The following is a 17707-nucleotide window of genomic DNA, read 5'->3' as shown; positions in this document are numbered from 1 at the left end:
GATCGCCTCTTCATGTCCTCCATCCGCCCGATGATCCCGCTCCTTCTCGCCGCCGGCATTTTGCTCGGCGGCAATGGGCTGCAGAGCACGCTGATCGCGCTGCGCGGCGCGCAGGAAGGGTTTTCGGCTTCCGACATCGGCCTGATGGGCACCTTCTACTTTGCCGGCTTCCTGCTCGGCTGCCTGGCCATCACCCGCATCATGAAGGCGGTTGGCCATATCAGGGCGTTTTCGGCGCTGGCGGCGATCGCCTCGGTGGGCACCTTGCTTCTGGTGCTGGTCATCGATCCGGTGATGTGGTGCGCGGTGCGCCTTGCCGGCGGCTTCTGCTTCGCCGGGCTGTTCACCATCGTCGAAAGCTGGCTGAATTCCGGCGTCGGCAATCACGATCGGGCACGCGTGCTGGCGATCTACCGGATGGTCGACATCGGTTCGGTGACATCAGCCCAGTTCCTGATCCCGGTCTTCGGCGCCGGCGGTTTCGCCATATTCGCCATCATGTCGATGATGATCACCTTGTCGCTGGTGCCGGTGTCGCTCGGCGACCGCTCCAACCCGGCACCACCCGAAGAGGTCAAGCTCGACCTGGCGCGCGTCTGGCGGATTTCGCCGCTGGGCTGCTTCGGCTGCGTCGCCGTCGGCGTCACCAACAGCGCCTTTCGCACCCTGTCGCCGGTCTACGCCGAGCAGATCGGCATGTCGGTCGCCGATGTCGTCACCTTCGTCAGCGTCGGCATTTTCGGCGGCGCCATCATCCAGTATCCGCTGGGTTACCTCTCCGACCGCTGGGACCGGCGCCGGGTGCTGCTGATGACGACCTGCTGTGCGATGTTTTCGGCGCTGGCGCTGGTGTTCATCGCCGGCAGCAATCCGGCGCTCAACTTCATCCTCATCTTCATCTTCGGCTGTTTCGCCATGCCGCTCTATTCGCTGTCGGCGGCGCATTCCAACGATCGCGCCGACACGGGCGAGTTCGTGCTGATCAACGCGGCGCTGATGCTGTTCTATTCCTTCGGCGCCATTGGCGGCCCGTTCGCCGCCTCGACCGCGATGCAATATTTCGGACCGGGCGCCCTGTTTGTATTCAGCGCGGTGGTCTATGCGATCTTCATCGCCGTCATCCTTTACCGCATGCAGGCCCGGTCCGGTGTGCCGGCAGGCAGGCGCGGCCGCTTCACCGCGCTCCTGCGCACTTCGACGGTTTTCGCGCGGCTGGCCAGGAGAAACGACGATTCCGATGGTCCGGGAACCTGATGATGGCGGTGCCAAAGCTTGACGAAAGCCCCGGCGGCTGAAATCTAGGAAGACCTTACTCCTGTCAAAAGCGATTTGATGAACGTCATCACCACCCAGAAAGAACTCGAGACCGTTCTCGCCGCTTTCGAAAAGTCGGATTTCGTCACCGTCGACACCGAATTCATTCGGGAAACGACCTTTTGGCCGATCCTGTGCCTGATCCAGATGGCTGCACCCGGCGTGACAGCACTCATCGATCCCCTGTCGCCCGATATCGACCTGAAGCCGTTCTTCAGGCTGATGGCCAATGAAGCGGTGGTCAAAGTCTTCCACGCCGCGCGGCAGGACATCGAAATCATCGTCCACCTCGGCGATCTGGTTCCGCATCCGGTGTTCGACACGCAAGTGGCGGCGATGGTCTGCGGCTTCGGTGACAGTGTTTCCTACGATCAGCTCGTGCAGCGCATTACCGGCGCGCGGCTCGACAAGTCGTCGCGCTTCACCGACTGGCGCCACCGGCCGCTTTCCGACAAGCAGCTCGACTACGCGCTGGCCGACGTCACGCATCTCATCGAGGTCTATCAGCACCTCAGCGCCGAATTGGAGCGGGAAAACCGCGCCCATTGGCTCAACGAGGAGATGGAGGTGCTGACCTCACGCGAAACCTATGATCCGCATCCCGAGGACGCCTGGAAGCGGCTGAAGATGCGGCTGCGCAAACCGCAGGAATTGGCGATCGTGCAGGGCGTTGCGGCGTGGCGTGAGCGCGAGGCGCGCGAACGCGACGTCCCGCGCGGCCGCGTGCTCAAGGACGACGCGATCTACGAGGTGGCGCAGCAGGCGCCGCGCGACACGGCAGCCCTCGGCAAGCTGCGCACGACACCGAAGGGCTGGGAGCGCTCGTCGACGGCAACGGCGCTGCTCGGCGCGGTCAACACCGCACTTGCCTTGCCCAAGGAGCAGATGCCGAAATTGCCGAAGAGTTTCCAGCCGCCCGAGGGCTCGAGCGCCGCGGCGGAACTGTTGAAGGTGCTGCTGCGGATCGTCGCCGAAAAGGAAGGCGTCGCCTCGAAGGTGCTGGCCTCCAGCGACGACATCGACCGTATCGCCGCCGAGGGCGAGGAGGCCGACGTACCGGCCCTGCAGGGTTGGCGCCGCGCGGTGTTCGGCGAGGCCGCGCTCAAGCTGGTGCGCGGCGAGATCGGCATCAAGTTCGACAAACGCAAGATAGCGGTGTTCGATCTGTAGACGAGCGTTCTTTCCTTCTCCCGCAAATGGGGAAGGGAGAGCTGCTCTGCTCAGACCGCGCCGAGCAGGTGCAGCGCGAACCAGATCCATCCCAGCAGAAGAATCACCGCACTGACGAAGAATGACCGGCTGCGCAGCAGCAGATTGTTGCTGGTCAGGTGAACCCAGGCATGGAAATAGCGCGACGCGACGAAAATCCACATCAGCGCCAGGGTCAGATAGTTGACGCCGTTGGTCAGGTGCAGCGTCAGGCACAGCACATAGAACAGCACCGGCAGTTCGAACTGGTTGGTGAGATTGGCGGCAACGGTGACGCTGGAGGCCGGCTCGGTCGAACGCACCTTGAACTGACCGGGTTTCGCCTCGCCTGACCTGACTGCGCCGTATCTGCGGCGACCCAGGACGCAGTATACGATGTAGATCAGCAGCACATGCGCGAGAACGGGCCAGAAGATCGTGGTCTGGTTCATCAAGTGCCCCCTGCCCGGTTGGGCTTCGCGTGCGGCATCAGGCCTGGCGTTTCTGGCCTGCAAGCCAGAAGGCCGCAATGACGATCACCGGTATGGCGAAAAGCGCGAATTTGGTGACGGTGAGCGCCGAGGCGAAAGACAGCGAGTCCGGGTTGGCCGACAGGAAATCGGACAGAAGCCGCGCCACCGCAAAGTTCTGAACGTAATGTGCAAGCGTGTAGGGAAGCACCAGGACCAACGCGAAAATCGACTGCAGCTGCGCCGGCAGCACGCGGAAAGCCTTCAATCGCCGGCCGGTGGCCAGGATGAGGCTGACCAGCGTGACCGACAACAGCGCCGGGAACAACAGATCGAAGGTCAGATAATGCCAGACGAGAATGATCTCGCCGCCGCGCCGGCCGAGCGCCGTCAGCCAGGCCATGCCTTCGTCCGGCGTAAACCCTAAAATGCGCATGTCGAGTGACGGCAAGCCGCCGCTCAACTGGCGGAAATAGAAGAATTCCAGCGCCGTCATGGCGATGAAAACCACCCCTGACAGGAAACAGAGCGCGCCTGCGTGGCGCGATAGCCGCAGGATCGTTGCCGTCAGGTTCCGCCCGAGCCCGTACTGGTCAGGCTCCGCCGGGATAGTTCGGGCTTTCGCGGGTAATCGTGACGTCATGGGCGTGGCTTTCACGAAGTCCGGCATTGGATATGCGCACAAAAGTGGCGCGCTCGCGGAAATCGGCAAGATCACGGCCACCAACATAACCCATAGCGGCTTTCAAGCCGCCCGCAAGCTGGTGCAGCACGCCGGACACAGGTCCTTTGTAGGGAACCTGCCCTTCGATGCCTTCCGGGACCAGTTTCAGCGTGTCGCGCACCTCGGCCTGGAAGTAGCGATCGGCCGAGCCACGGGCCATGGCGCCGACCGAGCCCATGCCGCGATAGGCCTTGAAGGAGCGGCCCTGGTGCAGATAGACCTCGCCAGGGCTTTCGTCGGTTCCAGCCAGCAGCGAGCCGATCATGGCGGCACTGGCGCCGGCGGCCAGCGCCTTGGCAAGATCGCCGGAATATTTGATGCCGCCATCGGCGATCACCGAGACGCCGGATTTGTGCGCCGTCTCGACAGCCGACATGATGGCGGAAAGCTGCGGCACGCCGACGCCGGCAACGATGCGGGTGGTGCAGATGGAACCCGGACCGATGCCGACCTTGACGGCGTCGGCACCGGCGTCGATCAGCGCCTGCGTGCCCGCGGCGGTGGCGACGTTGCCGGCCAGGATGCGAACCGAGTTGGAGAGCTTCTTGGCGCGCGTCACCGCGTCCAGCACGCGCTGCGAGTGGCCATGCGCGGTGTCGATCACCAGAAGGTCGACGCCGGCATCGATGAGGCGCTCGGCGCGTTCGAAACCGTCATCGCCAACGCTGGTGGCGGCGGCGGCACGCAAGCGGCCCTGCGAGTCCTTGCTGGCGTGCGGGTTGAGCTGCGACTTCTCGATGTCCTTGACGGTGATCAATCCGACGCAATTGCCCTGCCTGTCGACGACCACCAGCTTTTCGATGCGGTGCTGATGCAGAAGCCGCTTGGCCTCGTCCTGGTCGACGTTCTCCTTGACTGTGATCAGGTTGTCACGGGTCATCAGCTCATGGACCTTCTGCGCCGGATCGGACGCAAAGCGCACGTCGCGATTGGTCAGGATACCGACCAGCCGTCCGATCTTGTGGCCGCCGCTGCCGCCGTTCTCCACCACCGGAATGCCCGAGATCGAATAGCTGCGCATCAGGCCAAGCGCGTCGGCGAGCGTCGCGTCGGGGCCGATGGTGACGGGATTGACCACCATGCCGGATTCGAATTTCTTGACCTGCCGCACCTGCTCGGCCTGTTCGGCCGGCGAGAAATTACGGTGGATGACGCCAATGCCGCCGGCTTGGGCCATGGCGATGGCGAGCCGCGCCTCGGTGACGGTGTCCATCGCCGCCGAGAGGATCGGCACGTTGAGGTCGATGTCGCCGGCGATGCGGGTGCGGACATCGGTTTCGCCGGGCATGACCTCGGAATGACCGGGCTGTAGCAGCACGTCGTCAAAGGTCAGCGCCAATGCGCCGGTGGACGTTTCGATGATTTTTGCCATAGCCAGTCCCTTGAATATAAAACGCGGTGGGGGAATACAAAAAAGCGCTGGACCGGAATGGACAGCGCCGACTCGTTTCTTCCCTTTCAGGATTGGCGCTGGCTGGTACCACGTCCGGGCGCCGATGAAAAGCCGATGATTTCACGCTCCCGGAAAGGTGACTTTTCGGCGAAGGGATGCGACCTGTGGTTGCCGGTCGCACAAAAGTGACAGCAAATTAATGCGACATGCCGGCGAAGGCATGGTAACCGCCCGCCTCAAGGCCGACATGCAACCGGCAACGCAACATTCAAGTCTGGACGCGTTCCTTGAACCGCACCATTCCGCTTATACTGGCGGTCGCCCTTTTCATGGAAAACATGGATTCGACCGTCATCGCGACATCGCTGCCGGCGATCGCCGTCGACATCCACACCAGCCCGATCGCGCTCAAGCTGGCGCTGACTGCCTATCTGGTATCGCTGGCGATCTTCATTCCGATCAGCGGCTGGATGGCAGACCGTTTCGGCGCCAAGAATATCTTTCGCGCCGCGATCGCGGTCTTCATCGTCGGGTCGATCGCCTGCGCCCTCTCCGGTTCACTGCCGGCTTTCGTGGTGTCGCGCTTCCTGCAAGGCATCGGCGGCGCCATGATGACGCCGGTCGGGCGGCTGGTGCTGGTGCGCGCGACACCGAAAAGCGAACTCGTCGCGGCGATGTCCTGGCTGACCGTTCCGGCGCTGGTCGGACCGCTGGTGGGCCCGCCGGTCGGCGGCTTCATCACCACCTACTTCACCTGGCACTGGATTTTCCTGATCAATGTGCCGATCGGTCTGATCGGCATCTGGCTGGCGACGCGTTTCCTGCCGGAGACCGAACCCGCGCAGACCCCACCACTTGATTTCATCGGCTTCGTGCTGAGCGGGCTGGCGGCATCCGGCGTGGTGTTCGGCCTGTCGGTGGTCAGCTTGCCCTATCTGCCGCCAATCGTCGGTGTCCTCACCGTAGCGGTCGGCCTCGTATCGGGCGCGCTCTATCTGCTGCATGCGCGCCACGCCAAAAACCCGCTGCTGGCGCTCGAATTGTTCCACAACCAGGTGTTCCGCTCCTCGGTGCTTGGCGGCGGGCTGTTCCGCATCGGCATTGGTGCTGTGCCGTTCCTGCTGCCGCTGATGTTCCAGATCGGCTTTGGGCTGACGCCGTTCCAGTCCGGCATGATCACCTTCGTCTCTGCAATCGGCGCCATCGGCATGAAATTCGTCACCGCGCTGATCTTCCGCGTCGCCGGCTTCCGCCGCGTTCTGGTTGTCGGTTCGCTGGTCGCCGCCGCCTCGATCGCCATCAACGGCCTGTTCACACCCGACACACCCTATCTCTTGATGCTGGCCATGCTGCTCGTCGGCGGCTTCATCCGCTCGATGTTCTTCACTGGCGTCAATGCGCTCGCCTATGCCGAGGTTTCGGCTGAAGACACCAGCAAGGCGACGCCGATTACAGCGGTGTTCCAGCAGTTGTCGGTCGCGCTCGGCGTGGCGCTGGCCGGCGGAATCCTGGAAGTATCGACGAGCCTGAACGACAGGTCATTGACACTGGCGGATTTCCACACCGCGTTCTTCGTCGTCGCGGCGATTTCCGCCGCCGCGTCCCTGTCGTTCATGCGGCTGGCGCCCGATGCCGGAAACGCCATCTCGGGCCATGGCCGGCTGACCGTGCCCAAGACGCTGGAAACGGTGAGCCCGCCCGGCAACTGATGCGGCTGGCTTACGTCTCGTCGTCCTCCGGCCCTTCGCTATGGCTCCGGGCGCTCGAGTCCTTCGGAACGTCCACTGGACGTTCCGATCCGCCTGGCGGCGGACCGGCCTCTCGCCCTTTAAAATCCTTGGCCAGCAAATAGAGCTCGACCGATTCATCCCGCGACGCCGGCGGCTTGACGTGATGCACGGAGCGGAAGTTCTTCTTGAGCATGGAGAGCAACTCGTTTTCGGCGCCGCCCTGGAAAGTCTTGGCGAGGAAATGCCCGCCCGGCTTCAGCACCGACAGCGCAAAATCGGCTGCCACCTCGCACAGATGCATGGTGCGAATATGGTCGGTCCGCTTGTGGCCGGTGGTCGGTGCCGCCATGTCGGACAGCACGATGTCCGGATCCCCACCCAGCGCCTCGGCCAGCTTTTGCGGCGCCAGCGGATCGAGGAAATCCATCAACAGCACCGGGGCGCCGGGCACGGCGTCCATTTCGAGATAATCGATGCCGATGACATGCGGCTTGTCGGCCGTCGATTTCGTCCGCGCTGCCGCGACCTGGCACCAGCCGCCGGGGGCGGCGCCGAGGTCGATGACCTTCTTACCGGGTTTCAGCAGATGGTGCTTGTCGTCGATCTCGATCAGCTTGTAGGCCGCGCGCGAGCGATAGCCGTCAGCCTTGGAGCGCTGGACATAGGGATCGTTGATGTGGCGCTGCAGCCAGCGGCGCGACGATTCCTTCAGCCCGCTCTTCTTCTTGATCCGCGTCTTCAGCACGCGAATGCTGGCTGATCCTGGTTTTTCCGGTTTCTTGGTCATTGCTTATTTCTTCGGTTCGGGCTCACGCTCTGCCACGCCCATCGTTGCGCCAGACGCCATCATCGGCCATCAGCTCGCTCAAAATACCTTCGCGCAGGCCACGATCGGCGACTCGCAGCCGCTCGGACGGCCACACGGCGCGGATCGCTTCGAGGATAGCACAGCCGGCCAGCACCAGATCGGCGCGATCGGCACCGATGCAAGGGTTGGCGCAGCGCTGCTGGAAATCCCAGCCAACCAGTCTTTCGACCATGCGGTCGACGCTGTCGCGGTCCATCCACAGCCCGTCGACACGGCGGCGATCATAGCGCTCGAGTTCAAGGTGGACACCGGCCAGCGTCGTCACCGTGCCTGACGTACCCAGCAGATGGAAATTCGGGCTGGCCTTGAGATGGCTCAGCCGATCGCGACCGTCGAAGCTGGCCAGCCGGCCGGCAACATCGTCGACCATGGCGGCGAAGATCTCGCGCGTCACCGTGCGGCCGCCAAAGCGCTCAGCCAGCGAGACGACGCCGACCGGCAGCGACGTCCACGACACGATATGATTGGCCAGCCTTGGCGAACGGCGGCCTGCGAGATCGATGAGCGCGATTTCCGACGAACCACCGCCAATATCGAACAGGACGACGCCTTGGGTGTCCCGCTCGACCAGCGAGCCGCAGCCGGACACCGCCAGCCGCGCCTCGGTCTGGCGGTCGATGATCTCAAGCTTCAGGCCGGCCTCGCGTTCGACACGGTCGATGAACTCGACGCCGTTTTCGGCCGTGCGGCAGGCCTCGGTGGCGATCAGCCGGGCTTTCCTGATTTTGCGGTTGCGCAATTTGTCGCCGCAGATTTTCAGCGCCTCGACCGCGCGGTCCATCGCCGGCTGGCCGAGCCGGCCATTGGCGGTGAGCCCCTCGCCCAGCCGGACGATGCGAGAAAAAGCGTCGATGACGCGGAACTGGCCATGCCGCGTCGGCACGGCGACCAGCAGCCGGCAATTGTTGGTGCCGAGGTCAAGAGCCGCAAACACCGGAAGCTCCTGGACCGGCGGCCGACGGGCGCTCTGTTCCGGCCGTGGCACTACAGCGGCGGGCGAGGCCACCGATTCCGCCGGTCTGTGGGACTCCGCCGCCGGGACACCGGTTTTGCCCGGCGCCGGCGATCGATTCTCCGTGGGACGTGCTTCGTCGCGCGCAAAAACCTTGCGCCCGCGCCTTCGCTTGCGCCGCTTCTTGGGCTTGCCTTTGTGGGGTGCGTCGCCCGCCTGCCCGTCCGCGGAGCGGAGCTCCGTCGGGCGGCGTTGCTGCCAGCTTGCGTTCCCCGGGCCAGCCGACCCCTGGGAAGCGCTGGACACGCCCACCTCCGGCGCGCCGGCGCCGGTGTCGTGGTCTTCCACTGTCGTTCCTTCCGGCGCCGCGCGAACCTATGATGGACGCAGCAGGCGCTTCAGTGTTTTAAGTTGCCGCCAGACTAACAGCGCCGCGCCCGATCACCAAGAGCCGCGTGCCGAATTTTGCCGGCAGGCCGCAAACCGCCGTTCCGGTGCGGCCGCGTAATGAACCCGCACGCCGCAGATGCCGGCGCTACGCCTGCCGGCATCTCTTTCGGCCGCTCACGACGGACAAATCTTGCCGGCCGCCGCTGCGACAAGGGTTCGCGGTTGAATAGCCGGCTTCGATGAGGCATTTCTGAAATGAGCGGAAGAATCCGGCAAGCCGGCCTCCCACCAGCCACGGAAAAGGAAGCGGACCCGCAACGCATGGCAGTCAGGCAATGAATTGGCAGGCAATGAACTGGAGACGCTATTTCTGGCCGGTTGTCGGCATCGCCGCCGTGATCTTCTCGCTGCTGCTGCTCTGGCACGAACTGCGCGGCGTTTCACTCGACGACGTCTGGGACGGTATCACGGCCATTCCGACCCGGGGTTGGGTCCTTGCCGCGCTGTGTTCGGTCATCGCCTATGCCTCGCTTGCCGGCTACGACCACATCGCGCTCCTGCATATCGGCAAGCGCGTGTCGTGGCTGTTCGTCACGCTGTGCTCCTTCACGACCTATGCGCTGTCGCACAACATTGGCGGTTCGGTGTTTTCCGGCGCCGTCATCCGCTATCGCGCCTACGGCACCAGAGGCCTGACCGGTCAGGATGTCGGCGTGCTGGTGGCGATCTGCTGGATCACCTTCGTGCTATCGACGATTCTCGCCTCTGGCCTCGTTCTGGTGTTCGAGCCAGAGGTACTCGACCGGTTTTCCGGCATCGCTCATCATGGCCTGTCGGAAGCGGCCGGTATCGCGATGCTGCTGCTCGTCGCCGCCTATGTCTTCGGCAGCTGGCTGCATCTGCGCCCGCTGAAGATCGCCAGCTTTCAGCTCCACTATCCGGCGCTGCCGATCGTCGCCCGGCAGTTGCTGATCGGCCCGATCGAACTGCTGGCCGCCGCCGCGATCATCTTCTTTGCCCTGCCAGCAGCCCACAATCCCGGTTATTTCGTCATTCTCGGCGTCTTCCTCGTCTCCTTCTCGATCGCACAGATCTCGCATGCGCCGGGCGGGCTCGGCGTGTTCGAGGTGGTGTTTCTCGCCGGCCTGTCGGACATGGATCCGGTCGGCGTGCTGGCGGCGCTGCTGGTGTTCCGGCTGTTCTACCTGATCATCCCGCTGATTCTGGGCCTGGGGGTGGTGCTGTTCTTCGAACGCTCGCAGTTCAGCCGGACGGAGCCTTGAGGCGCGGGATTGGACTGGGGGCCGCGCGCCGGCATCTGAAGAGTGGTGTCTGAAATCACCTGACGAAACCTGCCATTGAACCACAGAGCAGGCTTGACTATTTTCCGCTGGCGGCTACAAGGCAGCGCTCACAGCGGCTTGCCCGCTCGGCCCGCACGGTTCATGACCGCGCCTGCTGGGGAATAGGTTAACGGTAGACCCACGGACTCTGACTCCGTTAGTCCTGGTTCGAATCCAGGTTCCCCAGCCAAAATCCCACAAGCAAACCGATGATTTAGCACGCCAATTTGGCATCGTTTTCATCTGCATCGCTATGTCAGTTACGCACAGTACCGGGCTTTTACGGGCGCTACCCGCAGTTGCCCGCAATTGAGCCGGTCGAGATTCCCGGAGCGAAAAAGATCGTTGCCGCCGGCGCGTGCTACTCGCTAAGCTTCATGAAGGTTCCAGCACAATGCCGCGTCATGCTCACTGACAGCCAGTACATTTTCGAAAGCATCAAGGAGGGCTGCTTGACGCTCTCCGATGACGAGTTCGTCATCGACAGGCTGGTGAAGTATTTCGGCAATGGGAGGATCCGATGGCATGTCGAATTCCGTGGGCATCGCGTCGAGCTGACGACAGGCCAGCTCAAGAAGCAGCCGACCTTCCGCAGGAAGATACTCGAACAGGCTGGGGTGCTGCCGCCCCAGCGTGCCGGAACCGACTACAGGCGATGGGCACTCGATCTGAGGAAGAATGCCATCGAGCTTCCGTGGCGGGATAGGCCGGTGGACGTCGGTTTCGCCATCGACAGGCTGACCAGCCATGGCGATGAGCGCTGGACGGTCGAATACCAGGGCAAGGCCATCAAATTCACGACGACCAAACTCCGCAGGCAGGTGAGTTTCCGCAAACGCATGCTGGCCAAGGCCAAGGTGTTGCCGCCTCAGTTGGACCCGGCTGCCTATCGGAAGTGGATGGACTGGCTCATTCAAAACGCCACTGACCCGCAGCCCGGCGATGTCTTGATGACGGAAAAAAGTTGGCTCGACGACCTGCCAGAGCTAGCCGGCTGGCAAAAATGAAGCGCCGCTTAAGGACCAGCTAGCAGTGGTGGCAATATCTAGAACAACAGCCCAAACTTGAATGGAAGACATGGACCGCTTCGACCTCGGCACCTACCGCCGCCCCATCTCCACTCGCTCGGCAGAAACCCAGCGTTGGTTCGATATCGGCCTCAACTGGTGCTACGGCTTCAACCATGAGGAAGGCATCAAGTGTTTTCAGAAGGCGCTGGAGACGGATCCTGACTGTCCGATGGTTCATTGGGGCATCGCCTATGCCGCCGGACCTTTCTACAATCTGACCTGGAAGGAGCATGGCGAGGCCGAGGCCGGCAGCGCGGCCAAGCGCTGCTTCGAGCATGTCCAGCTTGCGCGGGCCAATGCGGTTGCCGCCAACGAAATCGAGAAGCGGCTGATCGAGGCGTTGGCCGCCCGCTTCCAGAAGCCGCACCGGGTGAGCCCCGAGGAATTCGAACGGTGGGGTGACGCCTATGCCGCCGCGATGCGGCTTGTGTACAGCGACTTTCCCGACGACCATGATGTGATGGCACTGCTGGTCGAAGCGCTGATGATGTGCACGGTGCGGCGGCTGTGGAACCTCAAGACCGGCGCGCCGGCTCCGAATTCCGATGTCGTCGAGGCGCTCGATGTCTGCGAGCGGTCGATCCGGCTTGCCGATGAAGCCGGCGCGGCACAACATCCGGCGATCGTCCACCTGCACATTCATCTCCTGGAAATGTCCACCATGCCGGAGCGCGGCATGCGCTCGGCGGATCTGCTCGGCGAGATGTGCCCCGATGCCGGACATATGAACCACATGCCGGGGCACATCTATGTGCTGTGCGGCGAGTATGAGAAAGCCAAACGTGCCAGCGAAAAGGCGGTGCGCGCCAACGACCTCTATCTGGCCTATGCGGACGAGCCGACCTACTATTTGCTGGGCTGCTGCCACGATCTGCACCTGATGATGTTTACCTGCATGTTGTCGGGCCAGTACCGGCCTGCACTGTGGGCCGCCGACAGAGTGCGCAGCCTGGTCACGCGCGAGGTGGTCGCCATCCAGGGCCGGCCCAAGCTCACGCAGACGGTGGAAGGCTACCATGCGATGAAATCGCATGTGCAAGTGCGCTTCGGCCGCTGGCAGGAGATCATCGACGAGCCTGTAACCGCGGAGCCCGGCCTCTATGTGCTGACGGCGGCCATGCAGCACTACGCCAAGGGCGTCGCGCATGCGACGCTTGGGCAATTTGCTGAGGCCGAGCGCGAGCGCGAAGAGTTCCATCGGCATCTGAAAGGTATTGCGCCCGAGCGGCGCTTCCTCAGCAACCCGGCGCAGGCTTCGCTGGCTGTCGGTGTCGCTCTGCTCGACGGCGAGCTGGCGTACCACCAGGGCCGGCATGACGAGGCCTATGGCCATTTGCGGCAGGCGGTCGAGCTTGACGACAATTTGTCCTACACCGAACCGTGGGCCTGGATGCACCCGCCGCGCCATGCGCTGGCGGCGCTGCTTCTCGACCAGAGCAACGCGCAAGAAGCAGAACAGGTCTATCGCGACGACCTGGGCCTGAGCGGCACGGTGCAGCGCTGCGCCCAACATCCGAACAATGTCTGGGCACTGCACGGGCTGGTAGAATGCCTGAAACGGCGCGGCGAGACTGATGAATTGCCGATATTGCAGACAAGCCTTGCCGCGGCGATGGCCAAGGCGGATGTGCCGATCACCTCGTCCTGCCTGTGCAGGACGAGCGCGCAGCAAGGCTGCTGTCACTGACGCGAAGTCAGCCTGTCGCCACTGTTGCGGCCGATCGGCTCGCCAAACAAATTGTCGGCCGATCGTCGTTGGCGGTGGAAACCTCGCCGCCCGGTCGTGTCACCTGCCGATCAGCCAAGGCTCCATGCCGCGTCGTTCCACGCCTTCGTCGATCAGCACGGAGCAGTCTATCTCATCGTGAAGCTGGGCGTTTGGGTCAGACGAAAGCCAGGAAGCATAGGACCGAAGCTGCTTGAGCCTGGCTGTTTTCTCCAGCCGTGCCTGGCGCTCATCCTCGGCTGGTTGAGCCGGTCTTCTGTCCTTCTGGGCAGGAAATGTCATCCTGGCTCTCCTCGGTCACTGAGCCTATGAAAACAGGCGCTCAATGGGACCTTGGCCCATTGCCAACACAGGCGCTGACGAGAGTCGCCATCCATCTTGATGATGGCGGACCCTTATCAACAATGCACCCGCGCCACCGCCGGGTGCTCCTGGTCCGGGTTCGCTGCGGCGCATCGGCACTCGGCAGCCGGACTCAGATGCAGGGAAATGGAACCAGATCGGCCGTGCGACGTCATAGAAGCAGGTGCTCATACAGGAGTGTGACCTCCATGATCAGGCTCGTTCTTGCCGCGGCCGCCATGCTCGTCATGGCATGCGATGCAACGGCGGCGGCAAAACTGGACGCGGCCACCGTCAACAACGCCCAATTTGACGGCAGCGAAGCGAAAGGCGTCAGTGTGACCGTGCTGAAGGCGCAAATCCTCCTGGATCGTGCACGCTTCTCGCCAGGCCTGATCGACGGCCGCCAAGCAGAGAACTTCACCCGGGCAGTCAGTGCGTTTCAAGCGGCCAACGGATTGCCTGCCGACGGCAAGCTTACCCGCGAGACATGGGACAAGCTGGTCGCGACATCCTCGCGCCCCGCGCTTGAGACCTACGAGTTGACGCGCAAGGATGTGCGTGGACCGTTCACCAGGCGAATTCCGGCGCGCATGGAGAGGATGGCCCGCCTGCCCCGGCTCGCCTATCACAATGCCTTGGAAAAGATGGCGGAGCGCTTCCACATCAGCGAGCAGCTGCTTGAACGGCTCAATCCCGGCATCGGCTTCAGAAAGGCGGGGCAAAAGCTGCTGGTGCCAGCTGTCGCCCGAGGTGATCCGCCGCAAGACATTGGGAACGTCGAGGTCGACAAGAGCGCTCGCCAGGTTCGCGTGCTCGACCCTTCCGGCAAAGTGCTTGCGACGTACCCCGCCTCGATCGGGAGCCAGGAGAAGCCCGCGCCGAGTGGCGAGGCAGAGGTCAAACGCGTGGTGCGCCACCCAACCTATCACTACGATCCAGAGTTTGCCTTCAAGGGGGTGAAGACCAAGCGCCCCTTCACGATCGCTGCCGGACCAAACAATCCGGTGGGATCGGTCTGGATCGATTTGTCCATCGATAGTTATGGCATTCACGGGGCGCCGGACCCAGGCAAGATCGGAAAGACCTTCTCGCATGGTTGCATCAGGCTGACCAACTGGGATGCCGAAGACCTCGCCTCCGAAGTGCAAAAAGGCACAAAGGTCGTCTTCAAGGACGAAGCGGCAGGATCGGTCGAACAAGGATCGCAGTAGGTAGGCGCTACCGGCTAACCCGCTTTCGATCGTGGGGCTGGCGTCACCGAAGGCATGGGGCGGCGCCCCCTACCCCAGCCACTTCTCATAGTCGGACACCAGCAGGTGGATCGGGGCAACGTCTTCGTCGATGTTGGAAAAACGGCCGATCGGTTCGCGAAACACATTGTCGGTGAGATCGTCATTGACGGTCGAGACCTCGCCGATCAGCACGTCCTTGCCCTCGGCCCAGAAGGCATGCCAGACGCCGGGCAGCAGCGTGACGCTCTGGCCCGGGTCGAGCTTCAGGAGCCCACCCGCAGGCAGCCTGTGGATGGTTCCGTCGACCGGCACCGAGACCTCGGCCTTGGGATCGATGCCGCCGTCGCGGTCATGCATGAACAGTTCCAGCACCAGCTTGCCGCCGCCACGGTTGATGATGTCCTCGGCCTTGATGTTGTGGCGGTGCATCGGCGACAGCTGGTCCTTGCGCGAGATCATGATCTTTTCGGCATAGAGCATGCCCATGCCCTTCTTCATGTCCTCGTAGCGGCCGTTGCGAACGGTGAACAGGAACAGGCCGAGTTCCCTGAATTTCTCTTGCCCGTAATCGGTGATGTCCCAGCCAAGCCGCGAGGTGAATACGGCCGACGAGTCGACCTGACGCGCCTTCGCCTCCTGCGGCGACCAATAGGCGAAGGGCGGCATGATGTAGCCGAACGAGCGGATGAAAGCGTCGGCTTCGCGGATGATGTCGTTGATGGCGGAGCGCTTCATGATCATGACCCCTTCGTATCGATTTGTCTGGCAAATCGCATAGCCGAACGTCGATGCGGTGTCGATCCATCTCGCCGCCTGTCCGGCGTTGCGCTTAGGCGCATGGACCACAAATCCGCTTCGCTGGCCGCGTGACATCACGGATTTTCAGGGCCATAAAACCCGCGGATTCCTCATGGGGTGAAAGATGATGCCGACCGTTCACGATCTCGATACGCCATCCATCCTGATCGACACCACGCGCGCGGAAGCCAACATTGCCCGCGCCCAGGCGCATGCCGACAAGAACGGGCTGAAGCTCAGGCCGCATATCAAGACGCACAAATTGCCCTACTGGGCGAAGAAGCAGGTGGCGGCCGGCGCCGTCGGCATCACCTGCCAGAAGATTGGCGAGGCCGAGGTGATGGCGGATGCCGGGCTGACCGATATTTTTCTTCCCTACAACATCCTTGGGCGCGCCAAGCTGGAGCGGCTTCTGGGGCTGCACGGGCGCGTCACCCTGTCGGTGACAGCGGACAGCATGGAGACGCTCGAAGGGCTGGCAACCACCTTCACCGATGCCGGTCATCGCTTGCAGGTGCTGGTCGAATGCGACACCGGCATGGGCCGCTGCGGCGTGCAGTCGGCTGATGAAGCGGTCGCGCTGGCAAGACAGATCGACAGAGCCGGCGGCCTCGCCTTCGGCGGACTGATGACCTACCCGGCCGCCGGGCGGGCAGCGGAGGCCGAAGCCTGGCTCACCGAGGCCAAGCAGGCACTTGCCGCGTCGGGCCTTGCCTGCGAACGCATCTCCAGCGGCGGCACGCCGGATATGTGGCGCTCCAGCGATACATCTGTTGTCACGGAGTATCGTCCAGGCACCTACATCTATCTCGACCGCTATCAGGTCGCCAAAGGCGTCGGCGGCCTCGACGACTGCGCGCTGACGGTGCTGTCGACGGTGGTCAGCCATCCCACAGCGACGCGCGCTATCCTCGATGCCGGGAGCAAGGCGCTGTCCAGCGATACGCTGGGTCTCGCCGATTTTGGCGAGTTGCTCGGCGTGTCGGGAGCGCGGGTGACGGGCCTGAGCGAGGAGCACGGCACCGTCACGCTTTCGGGCGACGGCAAGCTGCGCATCGGCGAGCGCGTGCGTGTCGTGCCCGACCATTGCTGCGTCGTCACAAACCTGTTCAACGAGGTCAATCTGGTCGACGGCGACACGGTGCTGGAAACGTTGCCCGTGGCGGCGCGGGGAAGGATGGGGTGAGGGTCATCGTCAAGGCCAGCGAAACGCCGCAGTATCTTCAGCACGCCGGCGGGACAGCGCCCCCTCTGGCCTGCCGGCCATCTCCCCCTCAAGTGGGGAGATCAGCAGCTTCAGCGCCCCACTCACTGCTCAGAGATAGACGTTGGCGAAAGCGAAAATTACAGTCGACGCGCGTCAGTTGGCGGACCGCTCGGCCTGCCGTGCCGCAACCCTGCGCGTGGCAATCACCCGGCGGCGGCGGATTTCGGTGCGCATCGCCATCAGGTGCAGCGCGAAGAACAGCACGGTGAAGCCGAGCGCCATCACCAGTAGCGGCCATAGCAGGCTGGGATCGATGGTCGAGCCGCCCATGCGGAACACCGAGGCCGGCTGATGCAGCGTGTTCCACCAGTCGACCGAGAATTTGATGATCGGGATGTTGATGAAGCCGACCAGCGTGATGATGGCGGCGGCCCAGGCGGCGCGGCTTGCGTCGTCGAGTGCGCGGGTCAGCGCGATGATGCCGAGATACATCAGGAACAGCACGAAGACCGAGGTCAGACGCGCATCCCAGACCCACCAGGTGCCCCACATCGGCTTACCCCAGATCGAACCGGTGATCAGCGCCAGCGCGGTGAAGACGGCGCCGATGGGGGCTGCGGATTTCAGCGCGACATCTGCCAGCGGGTGCCGCCAGACAAGCGTGCCCAGCGCCGAGACCGCCATCAGCGTGTAGCACATCATGGCCAGCCAGGCGAAAGGCACGTGGATGTACATGATGCGGACGGTTATGCCCTGCTGGAAATCCTCAGGCGCGGCGAAGCTCATATAGAGCCCGACGGCGAGGATGAGTGTGGCGATCGTGGCCAGCCACGGCACAACCTTGTCCGCCAGCCCGACGAAGCGCGTCGGGTTGGCGAGATCCATCCAGCCGGTCAGGCGTGAAGTCGTGTCGCTCATGCGTTTCTACATAAACCGCCGCGGCGTTCGGGGCAATCG

General features: G+C 63.3%; 16 protein-coding genes and 1 tRNA gene. 9 read left to right on the top strand and 8 right to left on the bottom strand.

What is annotated here, in order from left to right; all coding sequences use genetic code 11:
• Positions 1-12: 12 nt before the first annotated feature.
• Together NKH06_RS13840 and rnd are read left to right on the top strand one after the other, a co-directional pair.
• The gene (locus NKH06_RS13840) at positions 13-1254 is read left to right on the top strand and encodes an MFS transporter (RefSeq protein WP_352442525.1); all 1242 of its coding nucleotides are present in this window, start codon (positions 13-15) and stop codon (positions 1252-1254) included.
• Between the two features lie 78 nt (positions 1255-1332).
• Entirely contained in the window at positions 1333-2484 is a 1152-nt protein-coding gene (rnd, locus tag NKH06_RS13835) for a ribonuclease D (protein ID WP_023810193.1), read from the top strand.
• 50 nt (positions 2485-2534) lie between these two features.
• Here rnd and NKH06_RS13830 read toward each other — a convergent pair whose 3' ends face one another.
• The 3 genes from NKH06_RS13830 to guaB are packed head-to-tail and all read right to left on the bottom strand — an operon-like array spanning position 2535 to position 5068.
• Positions 2535-2954, bottom strand: coding sequence for an MAPEG family protein (locus NKH06_RS13830; protein ID WP_127288888.1), 420 nt, complete (start codon positions 2952-2954; stop codon positions 2535-2537).
• A gap of 37 nt (positions 2955-2991) precedes the next feature.
• Complete coding sequence (locus NKH06_RS13825; protein ID WP_352442524.1) at positions 2992-3615, bottom strand: hypothetical protein; 624 nt, start codon at positions 3613-3615, stop codon at positions 2992-2994.
• Entirely contained in the window at positions 3566-5068 is a 1503-nt protein-coding gene (gene guaB, locus NKH06_RS13820; protein ID WP_023810190.1) for an IMP dehydrogenase, read from the bottom strand. Before guaB ends, NKH06_RS13825 begins: the two co-directional genes overlap by 50 nt.
• A gap of 308 nt (positions 5069-5376) precedes the next feature.
• Between guaB and NKH06_RS13815 the strand changes: the two genes are divergently transcribed.
• Positions 5377-6798, top strand: a complete 1422-nt coding sequence (locus NKH06_RS13815; protein ID WP_352442523.1) for an MFS transporter — start codon at positions 5377-5379, stop codon at positions 6796-6798.
• Positions 6799-6808: 10 nt separating this feature from the next.
• Here the strand turns inward: NKH06_RS13815 and NKH06_RS13810 are convergent, their stop codons facing one another.
• Complete coding sequence (locus NKH06_RS13810) at positions 6809-7606, bottom strand: RlmE family RNA methyltransferase (protein ID WP_352893296.1); 798 nt, start codon at positions 7604-7606, stop codon at positions 6809-6811.
• 22 nt (positions 7607-7628) lie between these two features.
• Positions 7629-8987, bottom strand: a complete 1359-nt coding sequence (locus NKH06_RS13805) for a Ppx/GppA phosphatase family protein (RefSeq protein WP_352442520.1) — start codon at positions 8985-8987, stop codon at positions 7629-7631.
• 392 nt (positions 8988-9379) lie between these two features.
• Here NKH06_RS13805 and NKH06_RS13800 point away from each other — a divergent pair, with 392 nt between their 5' ends.
• The 4 genes from NKH06_RS13800 (at position 9380) to NKH06_RS13785 (ending at position 13129) form a co-directional block, all read left to right on the top strand.
• Entirely contained in the window at positions 9380-10312 is a 933-nt protein-coding gene (locus tag NKH06_RS13800; RefSeq protein WP_023810186.1) for a lysylphosphatidylglycerol synthase domain-containing protein, read from the top strand.
• Between the two features lie 176 nt (positions 10313-10488).
• Positions 10489-10562 (top strand) — tRNA-Gln (locus tag NKH06_RS13795).
• Positions 10563-10776: 214 nt separating this feature from the next.
• On the top strand, positions 10777-11379 hold the full coding sequence (locus NKH06_RS13790; protein WP_023810185.1) for a hypothetical protein: 603 nt from the start codon (positions 10777-10779) through the stop codon (positions 11377-11379).
• A gap of 70 nt (positions 11380-11449) precedes the next feature.
• Complete coding sequence (locus tag NKH06_RS13785) at positions 11450-13129, top strand: hypothetical protein (RefSeq protein ID WP_352893295.1); 1680 nt, start codon at positions 11450-11452, stop codon at positions 13127-13129.
• Between the two features lie 99 nt (positions 13130-13228).
• On the opposite strand, the gene NKH06_RS13780 is transcribed toward NKH06_RS13785, so the two are convergent.
• Entirely contained in the window at positions 13229-13450 is a 222-nt protein-coding gene (locus NKH06_RS13780) for a hypothetical protein (protein WP_023810183.1), read from the bottom strand.
• Positions 13451-13719: 269 nt separating this feature from the next.
• Between NKH06_RS13780 and NKH06_RS13775 the strand changes: the two genes are divergently transcribed.
• Positions 13720-14724, top strand: a complete 1005-nt coding sequence (locus NKH06_RS13775; protein ID WP_023810182.1) for a L,D-transpeptidase family protein — start codon at positions 13720-13722, stop codon at positions 14722-14724.
• A gap of 69 nt (positions 14725-14793) precedes the next feature.
• Here the strand turns inward: NKH06_RS13775 and NKH06_RS13770 are convergent, their stop codons facing one another.
• On the bottom strand, positions 14794-15480 hold the full coding sequence (locus tag NKH06_RS13770; protein ID WP_013532294.1) for a D-lyxose/D-mannose family sugar isomerase: 687 nt from the start codon (positions 15478-15480) through the stop codon (positions 14794-14796).
• A 190-nt stretch (positions 15481-15670) separates the two neighbouring features.
• On the opposite strand from NKH06_RS13770, the gene NKH06_RS13765 reads away from it, so the two are divergent.
• Positions 15671-16729: a D-TA family PLP-dependent enzyme gene (locus tag NKH06_RS13765; protein WP_023810181.1), complete on the top strand. Its 1059-nt coding sequence runs from the start codon at positions 15671-15673 to the stop codon at positions 16727-16729.
• A gap of 174 nt (positions 16730-16903) precedes the next feature.
• On the opposite strand, the gene NKH06_RS13760 is transcribed toward NKH06_RS13765, so the two are convergent.
• Entirely contained in the window at positions 16904-17668 is a 765-nt protein-coding gene (locus NKH06_RS13760) for a heme ABC transporter permease (protein ID WP_023810180.1), read from the bottom strand.
• Positions 17669-17707: the final 39 nt, after the last annotated feature.

It is taken from the genome of Mesorhizobium sp. M1342 (assembly GCF_040317955.1).
GTDB lineage: Bacteria > Pseudomonadota > Alphaproteobacteria > Rhizobiales > Rhizobiaceae > Mesorhizobium.
The sequence above is the reverse complement of the archived record's forward strand: the minus strand, read 5'-3'. Positions and strand labels throughout refer to the sequence as shown.